11 protein-coding genes, 4 tRNA genes and 1 rRNA gene are annotated in these 15,007 nt (G+C 56.1%); all 16 read left to right on the top strand.

Translation table 11 applies throughout. The features are described from left to right. Positions 1-9: 9 nt before the first annotated feature. Positions 10-125 (top strand): 5S ribosomal RNA (rrf, locus tag KGB28_RS11495). Between the two features lie 137 nt (positions 126-262). Further along, complete coding sequence (birA, locus tag KGB28_RS11490; RefSeq protein WP_223445020.1) at positions 263-1,222, top strand: bifunctional biotin--[acetyl-CoA-carboxylase] ligase/biotin operon repressor BirA; 960 nt, start codon at positions 263-265, stop codon at positions 1,220-1,222. After that, positions 1,212-1,961: a pantothenate kinase gene (locus KGB28_RS11485; protein WP_223445018.1), complete on the top strand. Its 750-nt coding sequence runs from the start codon at positions 1,212-1,214 to the stop codon at positions 1,959-1,961. The genes birA and KGB28_RS11485 overlap by 11 nt, the downstream gene beginning before the upstream one ends. A 7-nt stretch (positions 1,962-1,968) precedes the next feature. Beyond that, positions 1,969-2,409 (top strand): hypothetical protein, encoded by a 441-nt coding sequence (locus tag KGB28_RS11480; RefSeq protein WP_223445016.1) that lies wholly within the window; start codon positions 1,969-1,971, stop codon positions 2,407-2,409. Between the two features lie 143 nt (positions 2,410-2,552). Next, positions 2,553-2,637, top strand: a tRNA-Tyr gene (locus KGB28_RS11475). A gap of 24 nt (positions 2,638-2,661) precedes the next feature. Then, positions 2,662-2,735: transfer RNA gene (locus tag KGB28_RS11470), tRNA-Gly, on the top strand. Between the two features lie 26 nt (positions 2,736-2,761). Continuing rightward, positions 2,762-2,837, top strand: a tRNA-Thr gene (locus tag KGB28_RS11465). A gap of 174 nt (positions 2,838-3,011) precedes the next feature. Next, a tRNA-Trp gene (locus tag KGB28_RS11460) sits at positions 3,012-3,087 on the top strand. A 45-nt stretch (positions 3,088-3,132) separates the two neighbouring features. Beyond that, positions 3,133-3,501 carry a preprotein translocase subunit SecE gene (gene secE, locus KGB28_RS11455; protein ID WP_007984402.1) on the top strand — a complete coding sequence of 123 codons (369 nt, stop codon included), beginning with the start codon at positions 3,133-3,135 and terminating at the stop codon, positions 3,499-3,501. A gap of 9 nt (positions 3,502-3,510) precedes the next feature. Continuing rightward, on the top strand, positions 3,511-4,044 hold the full coding sequence (gene nusG, locus KGB28_RS11450; protein ID WP_007984405.1) for a transcription termination/antitermination protein NusG: 534 nt from the start codon (positions 3,511-3,513) through the stop codon (positions 4,042-4,044). A gap of 117 nt (positions 4,045-4,161) precedes the next feature. Beyond that, positions 4,162-4,593 (top strand): 50S ribosomal protein L11, encoded by a 432-nt coding sequence (rplK, locus tag KGB28_RS11445; protein ID WP_007933726.1) that lies wholly within the window; start codon positions 4,162-4,164, stop codon positions 4,591-4,593. Then, positions 4,593-5,288, top strand: coding sequence for a 50S ribosomal protein L1 (gene rplA / locus KGB28_RS11440; protein WP_003186095.1), 696 nt, complete (start codon positions 4,593-4,595; stop codon positions 5,286-5,288). Before rplK ends, rplA begins: the two co-directional genes overlap by 1 nt. Positions 5,289-5,486: 198 nt before the next feature. Then, entirely contained in the window at positions 5,487-5,987 is a 501-nt protein-coding gene (rplJ, locus tag KGB28_RS11435) for a 50S ribosomal protein L10 (RefSeq protein ID WP_007970413.1), read from the top strand. A 75-nt stretch (positions 5,988-6,062) separates the two neighbouring features. Next, entirely contained in the window at positions 6,063-6,428 is a 366-nt protein-coding gene (gene rplL / locus KGB28_RS11430; RefSeq protein WP_108218340.1) for a 50S ribosomal protein L7/L12, read from the top strand. Between the two features lie 220 nt (positions 6,429-6,648). Beyond that, the gene (gene rpoB / locus KGB28_RS11425; protein ID WP_108218341.1) at positions 6,649-10,722 is read left to right on the top strand and encodes a DNA-directed RNA polymerase subunit beta; all 4,074 of its coding nucleotides are present in this window, start codon (positions 6,649-6,651) and stop codon (positions 10,720-10,722) included. Between the two features lie 64 nt (positions 10,723-10,786). Continuing rightward, positions 10,787-14,986: a DNA-directed RNA polymerase subunit beta' gene (gene rpoC / locus KGB28_RS11420; RefSeq protein WP_223445014.1), complete on the top strand. Its 4,200-nt coding sequence runs from the start codon at positions 10,787-10,789 to the stop codon at positions 14,984-14,986. Positions 14,987-15,007: the final 21 nt, after the last annotated feature.

Here is a 15,007-nt window from a genome sequence, read left to right as displayed (position 1 = left end):
CCCGAATTTCTTGACGACCATAGAGCGTTGGAACCACCTGATCCCATCCCGAACTCAGCAGTGAAACGATGCATCGCCGATGGTAGTGTGGGGTTTCCCCATGTGAGAGTAGGTCATCGTCAAGATTAAATTCCGAAACCCCTATCTGCGCACGCAGGTAGGGGTTTTGTTTTTGTCCGCAGGAAATCCACGGCTGCTGGATTTCTATGCAATCGCTCGATGCGTGGCTATCATGCGGGCCTCATTGTGAGGCGAGACCTGCATGCTGACGTTGTTAAAGCTTCTTAAAGATGGCCGATTCCATTCGGGTCAAGCATTGGGTGCCGCCCTGGGCGTCAGTCGTAGTGCTGTGTGGAAGCAGCTTCAGCATTTGGAAGCTGAGCTGGGTTTGTCTATTCATAAGGTTCGTGGGCGCGGCTATCAATTGTCCGCGCCATTGGCGCTGCTCGATCCTGCCGAGATAAGCGCTCAGGCGCACTCTTGCGCCTGGCCCGTCCAGGTTTACGACTCAATCGACTCCACCAATGCCGAAGCGCTGCGCGCTATTGAGCGTGGGCAGGCGGCACCGTTTGTGGTGCTTTCGGAGCGGCAGACAGCCGGGCGCGGGCGGCGTGGTCGCAAGTGGGTGAGTCCATTCGCAGAAAACGTCTATTACAGCCTGGTGCTACGCATTGATGGTGGGATGCGTCAGCTGGAGGGCTTGAGTCTCGTCGTTGGGCTCGCTGTCTTGCAGGCGTTGCGCGAGCTCGGTATTGCAGCCGCTGGATTGAAATGGCCTAACGATGTTCTTGTAGGTCAGAAAAAGATCGCGGGAATACTGCTCGAGTTGGTTGGTGATCCTGCTGATGTGTGCCACGTGGTCCTGGGGGTAGGAATCAATGTGAACATGCAGTCCGCTGATGAGGTGGACCAGCAGTGGACATCCCTGCGGCTCGAGTCAGGCAAATTGTTTGATCGCAACCAATTGGTTGCGATGCTGGGGGAGATGCTGCAGCGATACCTGGCTCGTCACCAGGCGGGTGGTTTTTTGGCCATTCAGTCGGAGTGGGAGCAAAATCACCTGTGGCAGGGGAGAAGCGTGTCGTTGATTGCCGGCGTCAATCAGATTGATGGTGAAGTGCTTGGTATTGATGGCCAGGGCGCTTTGCGCCTGAAGGTGGGTGGTGTGGAGAAAGTCTTCAGTGGTGGTGAGTTGAGCCTGAGGTTGCGTGATGATTCTTGAGCTCGATTGTGGGAATAGTTTCATCAAGTGGCGTGTGCTTGCCGTTAATGCCGGGCGGGTGCTGGGTGAGGGGGTCGTCGATTCCAATCTTGCATTGCTGGAGGGGTTGGGGGTGCTCAAAGGGCTTGCCCTCACGTTTTGCCGGCTGGTAAGCGTCAGGACCGCGGAGGAAACCGCTGCGCTGACGTCTTTGCTCAAGGACACTTTTGATGTGCCGGTTGTGTGCGCGACGCCTGCACGCGAAATGTCAGGCGTGCGCAATGGGTATGAAGAGTTTGAGCGGCTGGGGCTGGATCGGTGGCTCGCAATGCTCGGAGGCTTTCATCTGGCTTCAGGTGCGTGCCTGGTGCTCGATTTCGGTACGGCCGTAACTGCTGACTTTATCGCGGCGGATGGAGAGCACTTGGGTGGTTTCATCTGTCCGGGGATGCCGTTGATGCGCAACCAGCTGCGCACCCACACTCGCAAGATTCGTTATGGGGATCTGGCGGCCGAGCAAGCTCTGGAAAGTCTTGTTCCAGGTCGCGCGACTGTCGAGGCTGTAGAGCGTGGTTGTCTGTTGATGTTGCGCGGCTTCGTGCTGACCCAGCTCGAATTGGCGCGCAGTTACTGGGGTGAGGACTTTGTCGTATTCCTCACCGGGGGGGATGCTAGCCTGGTCACTGAGGTCGTGCCTCGGGCCAGGGTAGTTCCGGACTTGGTGTTTGTCGGATTGGCCATGGCCTGTCCCTTGTCCTGAGGTTTTTATGCGTTGGTTGTTTCTGCTGCTGCTTGTCCTCAATGGCTTCTACTACATCTGGCATCAACAAGAGGCTCCTCTGCGCGCGAAGGATGTCACGCCTTTGAGTCTGTATCGCGGGTCTCAACAAGATATCCGCTTGTTGAGTGAAGCAAGTGACGTATCCAGGGATAAGGGTAAAGCTGTCTCGACAGACAATGGCTGCCTTTATCTGGGCGGCTATACGCGCCAGGAGGCCGCGCAGGCGGTTGAGCGACGTTTGAGCGGGATGGAGGTCAAGTATCAGTCCCTGCCGAAAGCTGCGACCGAAGGGGCAGGGTATTGGGTGCGTATTGCACCGGAAAGCCGGCGTTGGCTGGACGATTTGCAGCTGATAAACCTTTCTAAAGAATTCAATGAGTTAAAACATAAAATAATGCCGTGCGAGGGGGTTGCACCCGCCGAATAGTTTGCATAGAATGGCGCCCGCTCCACAGCGAACACCGGAAACGGTTAGCGGTGTGAAGCGAGGTCAACGCAGCTAAGCTCAGGTTTTTAATGAGAAAAATGCTTGACAGAAGGCTGGCATGATGTAGAATGCCGGCTCGCTTAGGAGGGGTTCCCGAGCGGCCAAAGGGATCAGACTGTAAATCTGACGTCTACGACTTCGAAGGTTCGAATCCTTCCCCCTCCACCATTTTTAGCGAGAGCTGTAAGCCTCGCGGGTATAGTTTAGTGGTAGAACCTCAGCCTTCCAAGCTGATGATGCGGGTTCGATTCCCGCTACCCGCTCCAAGTTTACAGGTTTTGCACAGTGTTACGCTCTTGTAGCTCAGTTGGTAGAGCACACCCTTGGTAAGGGTGAGGTCAGCGGTTCAAATCCGCTCAAGAGCTCCATATAACAAGGCAGATATGAAAATATCTGCCTTTGTTTTAGGTGGTAGTGGTTGCGCCTGATTGTGTTTCTGAGGGTTGCCGATGTCGTGGATATCGGTGTTGCAGCCGGGGTTGCCTAGTAAGTGTTGTAAAGTCTTTTTCGGGTCGGCATAATGGTCGGCCTGATTTTGTTTTAGGTCAGTAGCTCAATTGGCAGAGCGACGGTCTCCAAAACCGTAGGTTGGGGGTTCGATTCCCTCCTGACCTGCCAGATTCACTCGGTGTGTCTGGCTTTCTTTTCACAGGATCTTCATAGATGACTCCTAAAGCTGAAGCTCAAGGCTCTCGTTTCGACCTCCTCAAGTGGCTTGTAGTAGTCGCTCTGGTGGTTGTTGGCGTTGTTGGCAATCAGTACTTTTCTGCTTCGCCGATCCTGTACCGCGTACTCGCATTGCTTGCTATTGCTGCCGTAGCTGCCTTTGTAGGCCTGCAGACGGTCAAGGGCAAGTCTTTCTTTGTACTGGTTAAGGAAGCGCGCACCGAAATTCGTAAAGTCGTTTGGCCAACTCGCCAAGAAACCACGCAGACCACGTTGATCGTTGTGGCTGTTGTCCTGGTTATGGCGTTGCTGTTGTGGGGGCTTGATTCCCTGCTCGGCTGGCTTGTTTCCTTGATTGTCGGCTAAGGGTGTCCCGTGGCTAAGCGTTGGTATGTTGTGCATGCTTACTCCGGTTACGAGAAGCATGTAATGCGCTCGCTGATCGAGCGCGTAAAGCTGGCCGGTATGGAAGATGGCTTCGGCGAGATTCTGGTTCCCACTGAAGAGGTGGTTGAAATGCGCAATGGCCAGAAGCGCAAAAGCGAACGCAAATTCTTCCCTGGCTATGTGCTGGTGCAGATGGATATGAACGAGGGTACTTGGCACTTGGTCAAGGACACTCCTCGGGTGATGGGTTTCATTGGCGGTACTGCCGATAAGCCTGCGCCAATCACCGATAAAGAAGCAGAAGCGATTCTGCGCCGCGTTGCCGATGGCAGTGACAAGCCGAAGCCGAAGACGTTGTTCGAGCCGGGCGAGTCGGTGCGTGTCAACGATGGCCCGTTTGCGGACTTTACCGGTGTTGTTGAAGAAGTTAACTACGAAAAGAGCCGGATCCAGGTCGCAGTGCTCATTTTCGGTCGCTCTACTCCGGTGGAGCTCGAGTTCAGCCAGGTCGAAAAGGTCTAGTTGAACAAAAATCCCAACCCCGCAGCCGTAGGCTGTGGGGTTTTGTCGTCACTGGGATAAACGCGCAAGTAACCGGGGAGCCTTTCGAGGCGTTCGAACCCGTAATTGGAGTGCCTCATGGCCAAGAAGATTACCGCTTACATCAAGCTGCAAGTGAAAGCCGCTCAGGCTAACCCAAGCCCACCTGTTGGTCCTGCTCTGGGTCAGCACGGCGTGAACATCATGGAATTCTGCAAGGCTTTCAACGCCCGTACTCAGGGTCTTGAGCCAGGTCTGCCGACTCCAGTGATCATCACTGTCTACAGCGACCGTAGCTTCACTTTCGAAACCAAATCCACCCCTGCTTCGGTTCTGCTGAAGAAGGCGGCCGGTCTGACCAGCGGTTCCGCTCGTCCGAACACCGTTAAGGTTGGCACCGTGACTCGTGCTCAGCTGGAAGAAATCGCGAAAACCAAAAACGCGGATCTGACTGCAGCTGATATGGAAGCAGCCGTGCGTACTATCGCCGGTTCTGCTCGTAGCATGGGCCTTAACGTGGAGGGTGTGTAATGGCTAAGCTGACCAAGCGTCAAAAGGCTATCGCCGGCAAAATCGAAGCAGGCAAGGCCTACAACTTTGTAGACGCCGCTGCCCTGCTGGCCGAGCTGTCGACTGTCAAGTTCAGCGAGTCGTTCGACGTAGCTGTAAACCTGGGTGTTGACCCGCGTAAATCCGACCAGGTCGTTCGTAGCGCTACTGTGCTGCCACACGGCACTGGCAAGACCGTTCGCGTTGCTGTGTTCACCCAGGGTCCAGCTGCTGAAGCCGCTCTGGCTGCCGGCGCTGACCGCGTAGGCATGGACGACCTGGCTGCCGAAATGAAAGGCGGCGACCTGAACTATGACGTAGTGATCGCATCCCCGGATGCAATGCGCGTTGTAGGTCAGTTGGGTCAGATCCTCGGTCCACGTGGTCTGATGCCTAACCCTAAAGTCGGCACCGTAACCCCAGACGTAGCTACCGCGGTTAAAAACGCCAAGGCTGGTCAGGTTCGTTATCGCACCGACAAAAACGGCATCATCCACACTTCCGTTGGCAAGATCGGCTTCGACGCCGTCAAGCTGAAGGAAAACGTTGAAGCCCTGATCGCTGATCTGAAGCGTATCAAGCCAGCTTCCTCGAAAGGCATTTACGTCAAGCGCGTTACCCTGAGCACCACTATGGGCCCAGGTCTGGTCATCGACCAAAGCTCGCTCGACGCGTAAGACACAAATTGGCGCAAGCGATTGCGCCAATTGAAAAATTGGGGTCCCTGCCTGGCGGGGGCTATCCAAGACCGTAGGCGACGCAAGTCTTAAACCACAAGCCTACGCAGATGGTGCTCCCGGTTCCTTACCGAATCAGACACCAAAACGACATCCGGTTTCGACCAGATGAAACGGTAACAAGCAGGAGTTAAACCCGTGGCAATTAAACTCGAAGACAAGAAGGCCATCGTCGCTGAAGTCAACGAGGCTGCCAAAGTCGCTCTGTCCGCTGTCGTGGCTGATGCCCGTGGCGTAACAGTAGGCGCGATGACCGGACTCCGTAAAGAGGCTCGTGAAGCTGGCGTTTACGTACGTGTTGTACGTAACACCCTGCTCAAGCGCGCTGTTGCTGACACTGAATTCAGTGTCCTCAACGACGTGTTCACTGGCCCTACCCTGATTGCGTTCTCCAAGGAACATCCAGGCGCTGCTGCCCGGATCTTCAAGGAATTCGCAAAGGGTCAGGACAAGTTCGAGATCAAGGCAGCTGCGTTCGAGGGCAAGTTCCTCGCAGCTAACCAAATCGACGTACTGGCAACTCTGCCGACCCGTGACGAAGCAATTTCTCAGCTGATGAGCGTGATTCAAGGCGCTACCAGCAAATTGGCTCGTACTCTGGCGGCAATTCGCGACCAGAAAGAAGCTGCTGCAGCCTAAGGCTCGTCAACTTCTCGCGTTTTTTGTTTTTTTCGATGGTCGCGTAGGCCGTCCCCAATATCAGGAATTAGATTCATGTCTATCTCTCAGAACGATATCCTTGAAGCAGTTGGCAACATGTCCGTAATGGAAGTTGTTGAGCTGATCAAAGCTTTCGAAGAAAAATTCGGTGTTACCGCTGCTGCTGCTTCGGCTGGTCCAGCTGCTGCTGCCGCTGTTGTTGAAGAGCAAACTGAATTCAACGTCATGCTGCTGGAAGCTGGCGAGAAGAAAGTTAACGTGATCAAGGCAGTACGTGAACTGACCGGTCTGGGCCTGAAAGAAGCCAAGGCTGTAGTTGACGGCGCTCCTGCAATGGTTCTGGAAGCAGTGACCAAAGATGCAGGCGACAAAGCCAAAGCAACTCTGGAAGAAGCAGGCGCTAAAGTCGAGCTGAAGTAAGCATCGACTTTGCGTCTCCAGCCCGAGCGTTAAGCGACAGGCTGATGGCTGGTGGCTCTTGCCACCGGCCTTTTTCCGTTATTGGCAGCCGACTGGGTCGGTGCCGATAACGTGCTGTAACCACCCGATGCGGTGGCGCAAACCATGGGGTTTGCACGATTTTCTGGCTGCTCCCGTCGGGAGGGGCCAAACAAGCAGGTGACCAAGCTGGGGAACGCTGATGGCTTACTCATATACTGAGAAAAAACGTATCCGCAAGGACTTTAGCAAGTTGCCGGACGTCATGGATGTGCCGTACCTCCTGGCCATCCAGCTGGATTCGTATCGTGAATTCTTGCAAGCGGGAGCGACTAAAGATCAGTTCCGCGACGTGGGCCTGCATGCGGCCTTCAAATCCGTTTTCCCGATCATCAGCTACTCCGGCAATGCTGCGCTGGAGTACGTCGGTTATCGCCTGGGCGAACCGGCATTTGATGTCAAAGAATGCGTATTGCGCGGTGTAACTTACGCCGTACCTTTGCGGGTAAAAGTGCGCCTGATCATTTTCGACAAAGAGTCGTCGAACAAAGCGATCAAGGACATCAAAGAGCAAGAAGTCTACATGGGTGAAATCCCCCTGATGACTGAAAACGGTACCTTCGTAATCAACGGTACCGAGCGTGTAATCGTTTCCCAGCTGCACCGTTCCCCGGGCGTGTTCTTCGACCACGACCGTGGCAAGACGCACAGCTCCGGTAAACTGCTGTACTCCGCGCGCATCATTCCTTACCGCGGTTCGTGGCTGGACTTCGAGTTCGACCCGAAAGACTGCGTATTCGTGCGTATCGACCGTCGTCGCAAGCTGCCTGCCTCGGTACTGCTGCGCGCGCTGGGCTATACCACTGAAGAAGTGCTGGACGCGTTCTATACCACCAACGTATTCCACGTGAAGGGCGAGACCCTGAGCCTGGAGCTGGTGCCTCAGCGCCTGCGCGGTGAAATCGCTGTCCTCGATATTCTGGATGACAAAGGCAAGGTTATTGTCGAGCAGGGTCGTCGTATCACCGCTCGCCACATCAACCAGCTGGAAAAAGCCGGGATCAAAGAGCTGGATGTGCCTCTGGACTACGTCCTGGGTCGCACAACCGCCAAGGTCATCGTGCACCCGGCAACCGGCGAAATCCTGGCAGAGTGCAACACCGAGCTGAACACCGAGATCCTGGCCAAAATCGCCAAGGCTCAGGTTGTTCGCATCGAAACTCTGTACACCAACGATATCGACTGCGGTCCGTTCGTCTCCGACACCCTGAAGATCGACTCCACCAGCAACCAATTGGAAGCGCTGGTCGAGATCTATCGCATGATGCGTCCAGGCGAGCCGCCAACCAAGGACGCTGCCGAGACCCTGTTCAACAACCTGTTCTTCAGCCCTGAGCGCTATGACCTGTCTGCGGTCGGCCGGATGAAGTTCAACCGTCGTATCGGTCGTACCGAGATCGAAGGTTCGGGCGTGCTGTGCAAGGAAGACATCGTCGCGGTACTGAAGACCCTGGTCGACATCCGTAACGGTAAAGGCATTGTCGATGACATCGACCACCTGGGTAACCGTCGTGTTCGCTGCGTAGGCGAAATGGCCGAGAACCAGTTCCGCGTTGGCCTGGTACGTGTTGAGCGTGCGGTCAAAGAGCGTCTGTCGATGGCTGAAAGCGAAGGCTTGATGCCGCAAGACCTGATCAACGCCAAGCCAGTGGCTGCGGCGGTGAAAGAGTTCTTCGGTTCCAGCCAGCTGTCCCAGTTCATGGACCAGAACAACCCGCTGTCCGAGATCACCCACAAGCGTCGTGTTTCTGCACTCGGCCCTGGCGGTCTGACTCGTGAGCGTGCCGGCTTCGAAGTGCGTGACGTACACCCGACTCACTACGGTCGTGTATGCCCGATTGAAACACCGGAAGGTCCGAACATCGGTCTGATCAACTCCCTGGCTGCCTATGCGCGCACCAACCAGTACGGCTTCCTGGAAAGCCCGTACCGTGTGGTGAAAGACGCTCTGGTCACCGACGAGATCGTATTCCTGTCCGCCATCGAAGAAGCCGATCACGTGATCGCTCAGGCCTCGGCCACGATGAACGACAAGAAAGTCCTGATCGACGAGCTGGTAGCTGTTCGTCACTTGAACGAATTCACCGTCAAGGCGCCGGAAGACGTCACCTTGATGGACGTATCGCCGAAGCAGGTAGTTTCGGTTGCTGCGTCGCTGATTCCGTTCCTCGAGCACGACGACGCCAACCGTGCGTTGATGGGTTCGAACATGCAGCGTCAAGCTGTACCAACCCTGCGCGCTGACAAGCCGCTGGTAGGTACCGGCATGGAGCGTAACGTAGCCCGTGACTCCGGCGTTTGCGTCGTGGCTCGTCGTGGCGGCGTGATCGACTCCGTCGACGCCAGCCGTATCGTGGTTCGTGTTGCCGATGACGAAGTTGAAACCGGTGAAGCCGGTGTCGACATCTACAACCTGACCAAGTACACCCGCTCCAACCAGAACACCTGCATCAACCAGCGTCCGCTGGTGCGTAAGGGTGATCGGGTTCAGCGTAGCGATATCATGGCCGACGGCCCGTCCACCGACATGGGTGAGCTGGCTCTGGGTCAGAACATGCGCATCGCGTTCATGGCATGGAACGGCTTCAACTTCGAAGACTCCATCTGCCTGTCCGAGCGTGTTGTTCAGGAAGACCGTTTCACCACGATCCACATCCAGGAACTGACCTGTGTGGCCCGTGACACCAAGCTTGGCCCAGAGGAAATCACTGCCGACATCCCGAACGTGGGTGAAGCGGCACTGAACAAGCTGGACGAAGCCGGTATCGTTTACGTAGGTGCTGAAGTTGGCGCAGGCGACATCCTGGTTGGTAAGGTCACTCCGAAAGGCGAGACCCAGCTGACTCCGGAAGAAAAACTGCTGCGTGCGATCTTCGGTGAAAAAGCCAGCGACGTTAAAGACACTTCCCTGCGTGTACCTACCGGTACCAAAGGTACTGTCATCGACGTACAGGTCTTCACCCGCGACGGCGTTGAGCGTGATGCTCGTGCCCTGTCGATCGAGAAGTCCCAGCTGGACGAGATCCGCAAGGACCTGAACGAAGAGTTCCGTATCGTTGAAGGTGCTACTTTCGAACGTCTGCGTTCCGCTCTGGTCGGCCACAAAGCCGAAGGCGGCGCCGGTCTGAAGAAAGGCCAGGACATCACCGACGAAGTTCTCGACGGTCTTGAGCACGGCCAGTGGTTCAAGCTGCGCATGGCTGAAGATGCTCTGAACGAGCAGCTCGAGAAGGCTCAGGCCTACATCGTTGATCGTCGCCGTCTGCTGGACGACAAGTTCGAAGACAAGAAGCGCAAACTGCAGCAGGGCGATGACCTGGCTCCAGGCGTGCTGAAAATCGTCAAGGTCTACCTGGCAATCCGTCGTCGCATCCAGCCGGGCGACAAGATGGCCGGTCGTCACGGTAACAAAGGTGTGGTCTCCGTGATCATGCCGGTTGAAGACATGCCGCACGATGCCAATGGCACCCCGGTCGACGTTGTCCTCAACCCGTTGGGCGTACCTTCGCGTATGAACGTCGGTCAGATCCTTGAAACCCACCTGGGCCTCGCGGCCAAGGGTCTGGGCGAGAAGATCAATCGCATGATTGAAGAGCAGCGCAAGGTTGCCGAGCTGCGCAAGTTCCTGCACGAGATCTATAACGAGATCGGCGGTCGTCAGGAAAGCCTCGATGACTTCTCGGACCAGGAAATCCTGGACCTGGCTCAAAACCTGCGTGGCGGCGTTCCAATGGCCACTCCAGTGTTCGACGGTGCCAAGGAAAGCGAAATCAAGGCCATGCTGAAACTGGCGGACCTGCCAGAAAGCGGCCAGATGCAGCTGACCGACGGCCGTACCGGCAACAAGTTCGAGCGCCCGGTTACCGTTGGCTACATGTACATGCTGAAGCTGAACCACTTGGTAGACGACAAGATGCACGCTCGTTCTACCGGTTCGTACAGCCTGGTTACCCAGCAGCCGCTGGGTGGTAAGGCGCAGTTCGGTGGTCAGCGTTTCGGGGAGATGGAGGTCTGGGCACTGGAAGCATACGGTGCCGCTTACACTCTGCAAGAAATGCTCACAGTGAAGTCGGACGATGTGAACGGCCGTACCAAGATGTACAAGAACATCGTGGATGGCGATCACCGTATGGAGCCGGGCATGCCCGAGTCCTTCAACGTGTTGATCAAGGAAATTCGTTCCCTCGGCATCGATATCGATCTGGAAACCGAATAACACGTGACGCGAATCGAGAGCGGGGCAGGATTGCCCGCTCTCTGCTCCGCCAGGAGGAAAGGCCTTGAAAGACCTACTGAATTTGCTGAAAAACCAGGGTCAAGTCGAAGAGTTCGACGCCATCCGTATCGGATTGGCATCGCCTGAGATGATCCGTTCGTGGTCGTTCGGTGAAGTTAAAAAGCCGGAAACCATCAACTACCGTACGTTCAAACCTGAGCGTGACGGCCTGTTCTGCGCCAAGATCTTTGGCCCGGTAAAGGATTACGAGTGCCTGTGCGGTAAGTACAAGCGCTTGAAGCACCGTGGTGTGATCTGCGAGAAGTGCGGCGTTGAAGTCGCGCTGGCAAAAGTTCGTCGTGAGCGCATGGCGCACATCGAACTGGCCTCGCCAGTTGCCCACATCTGGTTCCTGAAATCGCTGCCGTCCCGTATCGGCTTGCTGATGGACATGACCCTGCGTGATATCGAACGCGTTCTCTACTTCGAGAGCTACGTCGTTATCGATCCAGGCATGACCACCCTTGAAAAAGGTCAGCTGCTCAACGACGAGCAGTACTTCGAAGCGCTGGAAGAGTTCGGCGACGATTTCGATGCCCGCATGGGTGCCGAAGCTGTCCGCGAACTGCTGCACGCTATCGACCTGGAGCACGAGATTGGCCGCCTGCGTGAAGAGATTCCGCAAACCAACTCCGAAACCAAGATCAAGAAGCTGTCCAAGCGTCTGAAGTTGATGGAAGCCTTCCAGGGTTCCGGCAACCTGCCAGAGTGGATGGTGCTGACCGTTCTGCCGGTTCTGCCGCCAGATCTGCGTCCACTGGTCCCGCTGGATGGCGGTCGCTTCGCGACTTCCGACCTCAACGATCTGTATCGTCGAGTGATCAACCGTAACAACCGCTTGAAGCGCCTGCTGGATCTGTCCGCTCCGGACATCATCGTGCGCAACGAAAAGCGTATGTTGCAGGAAGCTGTCGACGCACTGCTCGACAACGGTCGTCGTGGCCGCGCTATCACCGGTTCCAACAAGCGTCCTCTGAAATCCCTGGCTGACATGATCAAGGGTAAACAAGGTCGTTTCCGTCAGAACTTGCTCGGTAAGCGTGTTGACTACTCCGGCCGTTCGGTAATTACCGTAGGTCCGACCCTGCGTCTGCACCAGTGCGGTCTGCCGAAGAAGATGGCTCTCGAGCTGTTCAAGCCGTTCATTTTCGGCAAGCTTGAAATGCGTGGTCTCGCTACCACCATCAAGGCTGCCAAGAAGATGGTCGAGCGCGAGCTGCCAGAGGTTTGGGACGTTCTCGCTGAAGTGATTCGCGAACACCCGGTTCTTCTCAACCGTGCACCGACCCTTCACCGTCTGGGTATCCAGGCGTTTGAACCGGTACTGATCGAAGGTAAGGCTATCCAGCTGCACCCCCTGGTCTGCGCTGCGTACAACGCCGACTTCGACGGCGACCAAATGGCCGTGCACGTACCGCTGACGCTGGAAGCCCAGCTCGAAGCACGTGCGCTGATGATGTCGACCAACAACATTCTGTCGCCAGCCAACGGTGAGCCAATCATCGTTCCGTCGCAGGACGTTGTATTGGGTCTGTACTACATGACTCGTGAAGCGATCAACGCCAAGGGCGAAGGTCGTGTGTTCGCGGATCTGCAGGAAGTTGACCGTGTGTTCCGTGCCGGCGAAGCCGCACTGCACGCCAAGGTCAAGGTGCGGATCAACGAAACCGTCAACGACCGTGATGGCGGCAGCGTGAGCAACACCCGTATCGTCGACACCACTGTCGGCCGTGCTCTGTTGTTCCAGGTTGTGCCAAAGGGTCTGTCGTACGACGTCGTCAACCTGCCGATGAAGAAAAAGGCGATCTCCAAGCTGATCAACCAGTGCTATCGCGTGGTTGGTTTGAAAGAGACTGTGATCTTCGCTGACCAGTTGATGTACACCGGTTTTGCTTATTCGACCATTTCCGGCGTTTCCATCGGTGTTAACGACTTCGTTATCCCGGATGAAAAAGCCCGCATCATCAATGCTGCTACTGATGAAGTGAAAGAGATCGAAAGCCAGTACGCCTCCGGCCTGGTAACCCAGGGCGAGAAGTACAACAAAGTGATCGACCTTTGGTCCAAGGCGAACGACGAAGTTTCCAAGGCGATGATGGCCAACCTCTCGAAAGAGAAAGTCATCGACCGCCATGGCGTCGAAGTCGACCAGGAATCCTTCAACTCGATGTACATGATGGCCGACTCGGGTGCGCGGGGTTCCGCAGCACAGATTCGTCAGCTGGCCGGTATGCGTGGCCTGATGGCCAAGCCGGACGGTTCCATCATTGAAACGCCGATTACTGCGAACTTCCGTGAAGGTTTGAGCGTACTCCAGTACTTCATCTCCACTCACGGTGCTCGTAAAGGTCTGGCGGATACCGCGTTGAAAACGGCGAACTCGGGTTACCTGACTCGTCGTCTGGTAGACGTGGCGCAGGATCTGGTTGTTACCGAGATCGATTGCGGCACCGAACACGGTCTGCTGATGACTCCGCACATTGAAGGCGGTGACGTTGTAGAACCGTTGGGTGAGCGCGTATTGGGTCGAGTTATCGCCCGTGACGTATTCAAGCCGGGTACCGAGGACGTCATCGTTCCTGCTGGCACCCTGGTAGACGAGAAGTGGGTCGAGTTCATCGAGCTGAACAGCATCGACGAAGTGATCGTGCGTTCGCCAATCAGCTGCGAAACCCGTTTCGGTATTTGCGCCAAGTGCTACGGCCGCGATCTGGCTCGTGGTCACCAGGTGAACATCGGTGAAGCGGTCGGCGTTATCGCTGCCCAGTCCATCGGTGAGCCGGGTACCCAGCTGACGATGCGTACGTTCCACATCGGTGGTGCGGCAAGTCGGACCTCCGCAGCCGACAGCGTTCAGGTGAAGAATGGCGGTACCGTCCGTCTGCATAACCTGAAGCACGTTGAGCGAGTGGATGGTTGCCTGGTTGCTGTGTCCCGTTCCGGTGAGCTGGCCATCGCTGACGACTTCGGTCGTGAGCGCGAGCGTTACAAGCTGCCGTACGGTGCCGTGATTTCGGTTAAAGAAGGTGACAAGGTCGAAGCTGGCGCTATCGTGGCCAAGTGGGATCCGCACACTCACCCAATCGTTACCGAAATGAAAGGTACCGTGACCTACGTGGGCATGGAAGAAGGCATCACGATCAAGCGTCAGACTGACGAATTGACCGGTATGACCAACATTGAAGTACTCGACGCCAAAGATCGTCCAGCTGCCGGTAAGGACATCCGTCCTGCCGTGAAGATGGTCGACGACAACGGCAAGGATCTGTTGCTGCCAGGCACTGACGTTATCGCTCAGTACTTCCTGCCAGCCAACGCCCTGGTCGGTGTAGCGGATGGTGCGAAGATCGCGATCGGTGATGTTATCGCTCGTATCCCGCAAGAGACTTCGAAAACTCGCGACATCACCGGTGGTCTGCCGCGTGTTGCCGACTTGTTCGAAGCCCGTCGTCCGAAGGAGGCGTCGATTCTGGCTGAAGTCAGCGGCACCATCGCGTTCGGTAAAGAGACCAAGGGCAAGCGCCGTCTGGTTATCACCCCGAACGACGGTACCGATCCGTACGAAGAGCTGATTCCGAAGTGGCGTCACCTGAACGTGTTCGAAGGCGAACAGGTAAACCGCGGCGAAGTTATCTCCGACGGTCCGAGCGATCCACACGACATCCTGCGTCTGCTGGGTGTGAGTGCGCTGGCCAAGTACATCGTCAACGAGATCCAGGACGTTTACCGTCTGCAAGGCGTGAAGATCAACGACAAGCACATCGAGACCATCCTGCGTCAGATGCTGCGTAAAGTTGAGATCGCTGAATCCGGCGATTCCAGTTTCATCAAGGGCGACCAGATGGAATTGACTCACGTTCTGGTAGAGAACGAGCGTCTGAGCGGCGAAGACAAGTTTGTCTCCAAGTTCACTCGCGTTCTGCTGGGTATCACCAAGGCGTCGTTGTCCACCGAATCGTTCATCTCGGCGGCTTCCTTCCAGGAAACCACTCGCGTACTGACCGAAGCGGCGGTAACCGGCAAGCGCGATTACCTGCGCGGCCTGAAAGAAAACGTGGTCGTGGGTCGTCTGATCCCGGCTGGTACCGGTCTGGCGTATCACAGCGAGCGTAAGCGCCGCCGTGATGCAGACAAGCCGTTGCGCGTAAGCGCCAGTGAAGTGGAAGCTGCACTGACCGAAGCGCTGAACTCGAGCGGTAACTGAGTTCTGCGGTAAATGAGTGTG

Source organism: Pseudomonas sp. BF-R-19 (assembly GCF_019956445.1).
GTDB classification, from domain to species: Bacteria; Pseudomonadota; Gammaproteobacteria; order Pseudomonadales; family Pseudomonadaceae; genus Aquipseudomonas; species Aquipseudomonas fluorescens_BH.
Note: the sequence above shows the minus strand (reverse complement) of the source record. Positions and strands in the feature narration are given on the sequence as shown.

Bases quoted from the DNA above. Each gene is read 5' to 3' on its own strand.
- rplA (WP_003186095.1), top strand. From the start codon at position 4,593: ATGGCTAAGCTGACCAAGCGTCAAAAGGCTATCGCCGGCAAAATCGAA.
- secE (WP_007984402.1), top strand. From the start codon at position 3,133: ATGACTCCTAAAGCTGAAGCTCAAGGCTCTCGTTTCGACCTCCTCAAG.
- KGB28_RS11480 (WP_223445016.1), top strand. From the start codon at position 1,969: ATGCGTTGGTTGTTTCTGCTGCTGCTTGTCCTCAATGGCTTCTACTAC.
- birA (WP_223445020.1), top strand. From the start codon at position 263: ATGCTGACGTTGTTAAAGCTTCTTAAAGATGGCCGATTCCATTCGGGT.
- rpoB (WP_108218341.1), top strand. From the start codon at position 6,649: ATGGCTTACTCATATACTGAGAAAAAACGTATCCGCAAGGACTTTAGC.
- rplK (WP_007933726.1), top strand. From the start codon at position 4,162: ATGGCCAAGAAGATTACCGCTTACATCAAGCTGCAAGTGAAAGCCGCT.
- KGB28_RS11485 (WP_223445018.1), top strand. From the start codon at position 1,212: ATGATTCTTGAGCTCGATTGTGGGAATAGTTTCATCAAGTGGCGTGTG.
- rplL (WP_108218340.1), top strand. From the start codon at position 6,063: ATGTCTATCTCTCAGAACGATATCCTTGAAGCAGTTGGCAACATGTCC.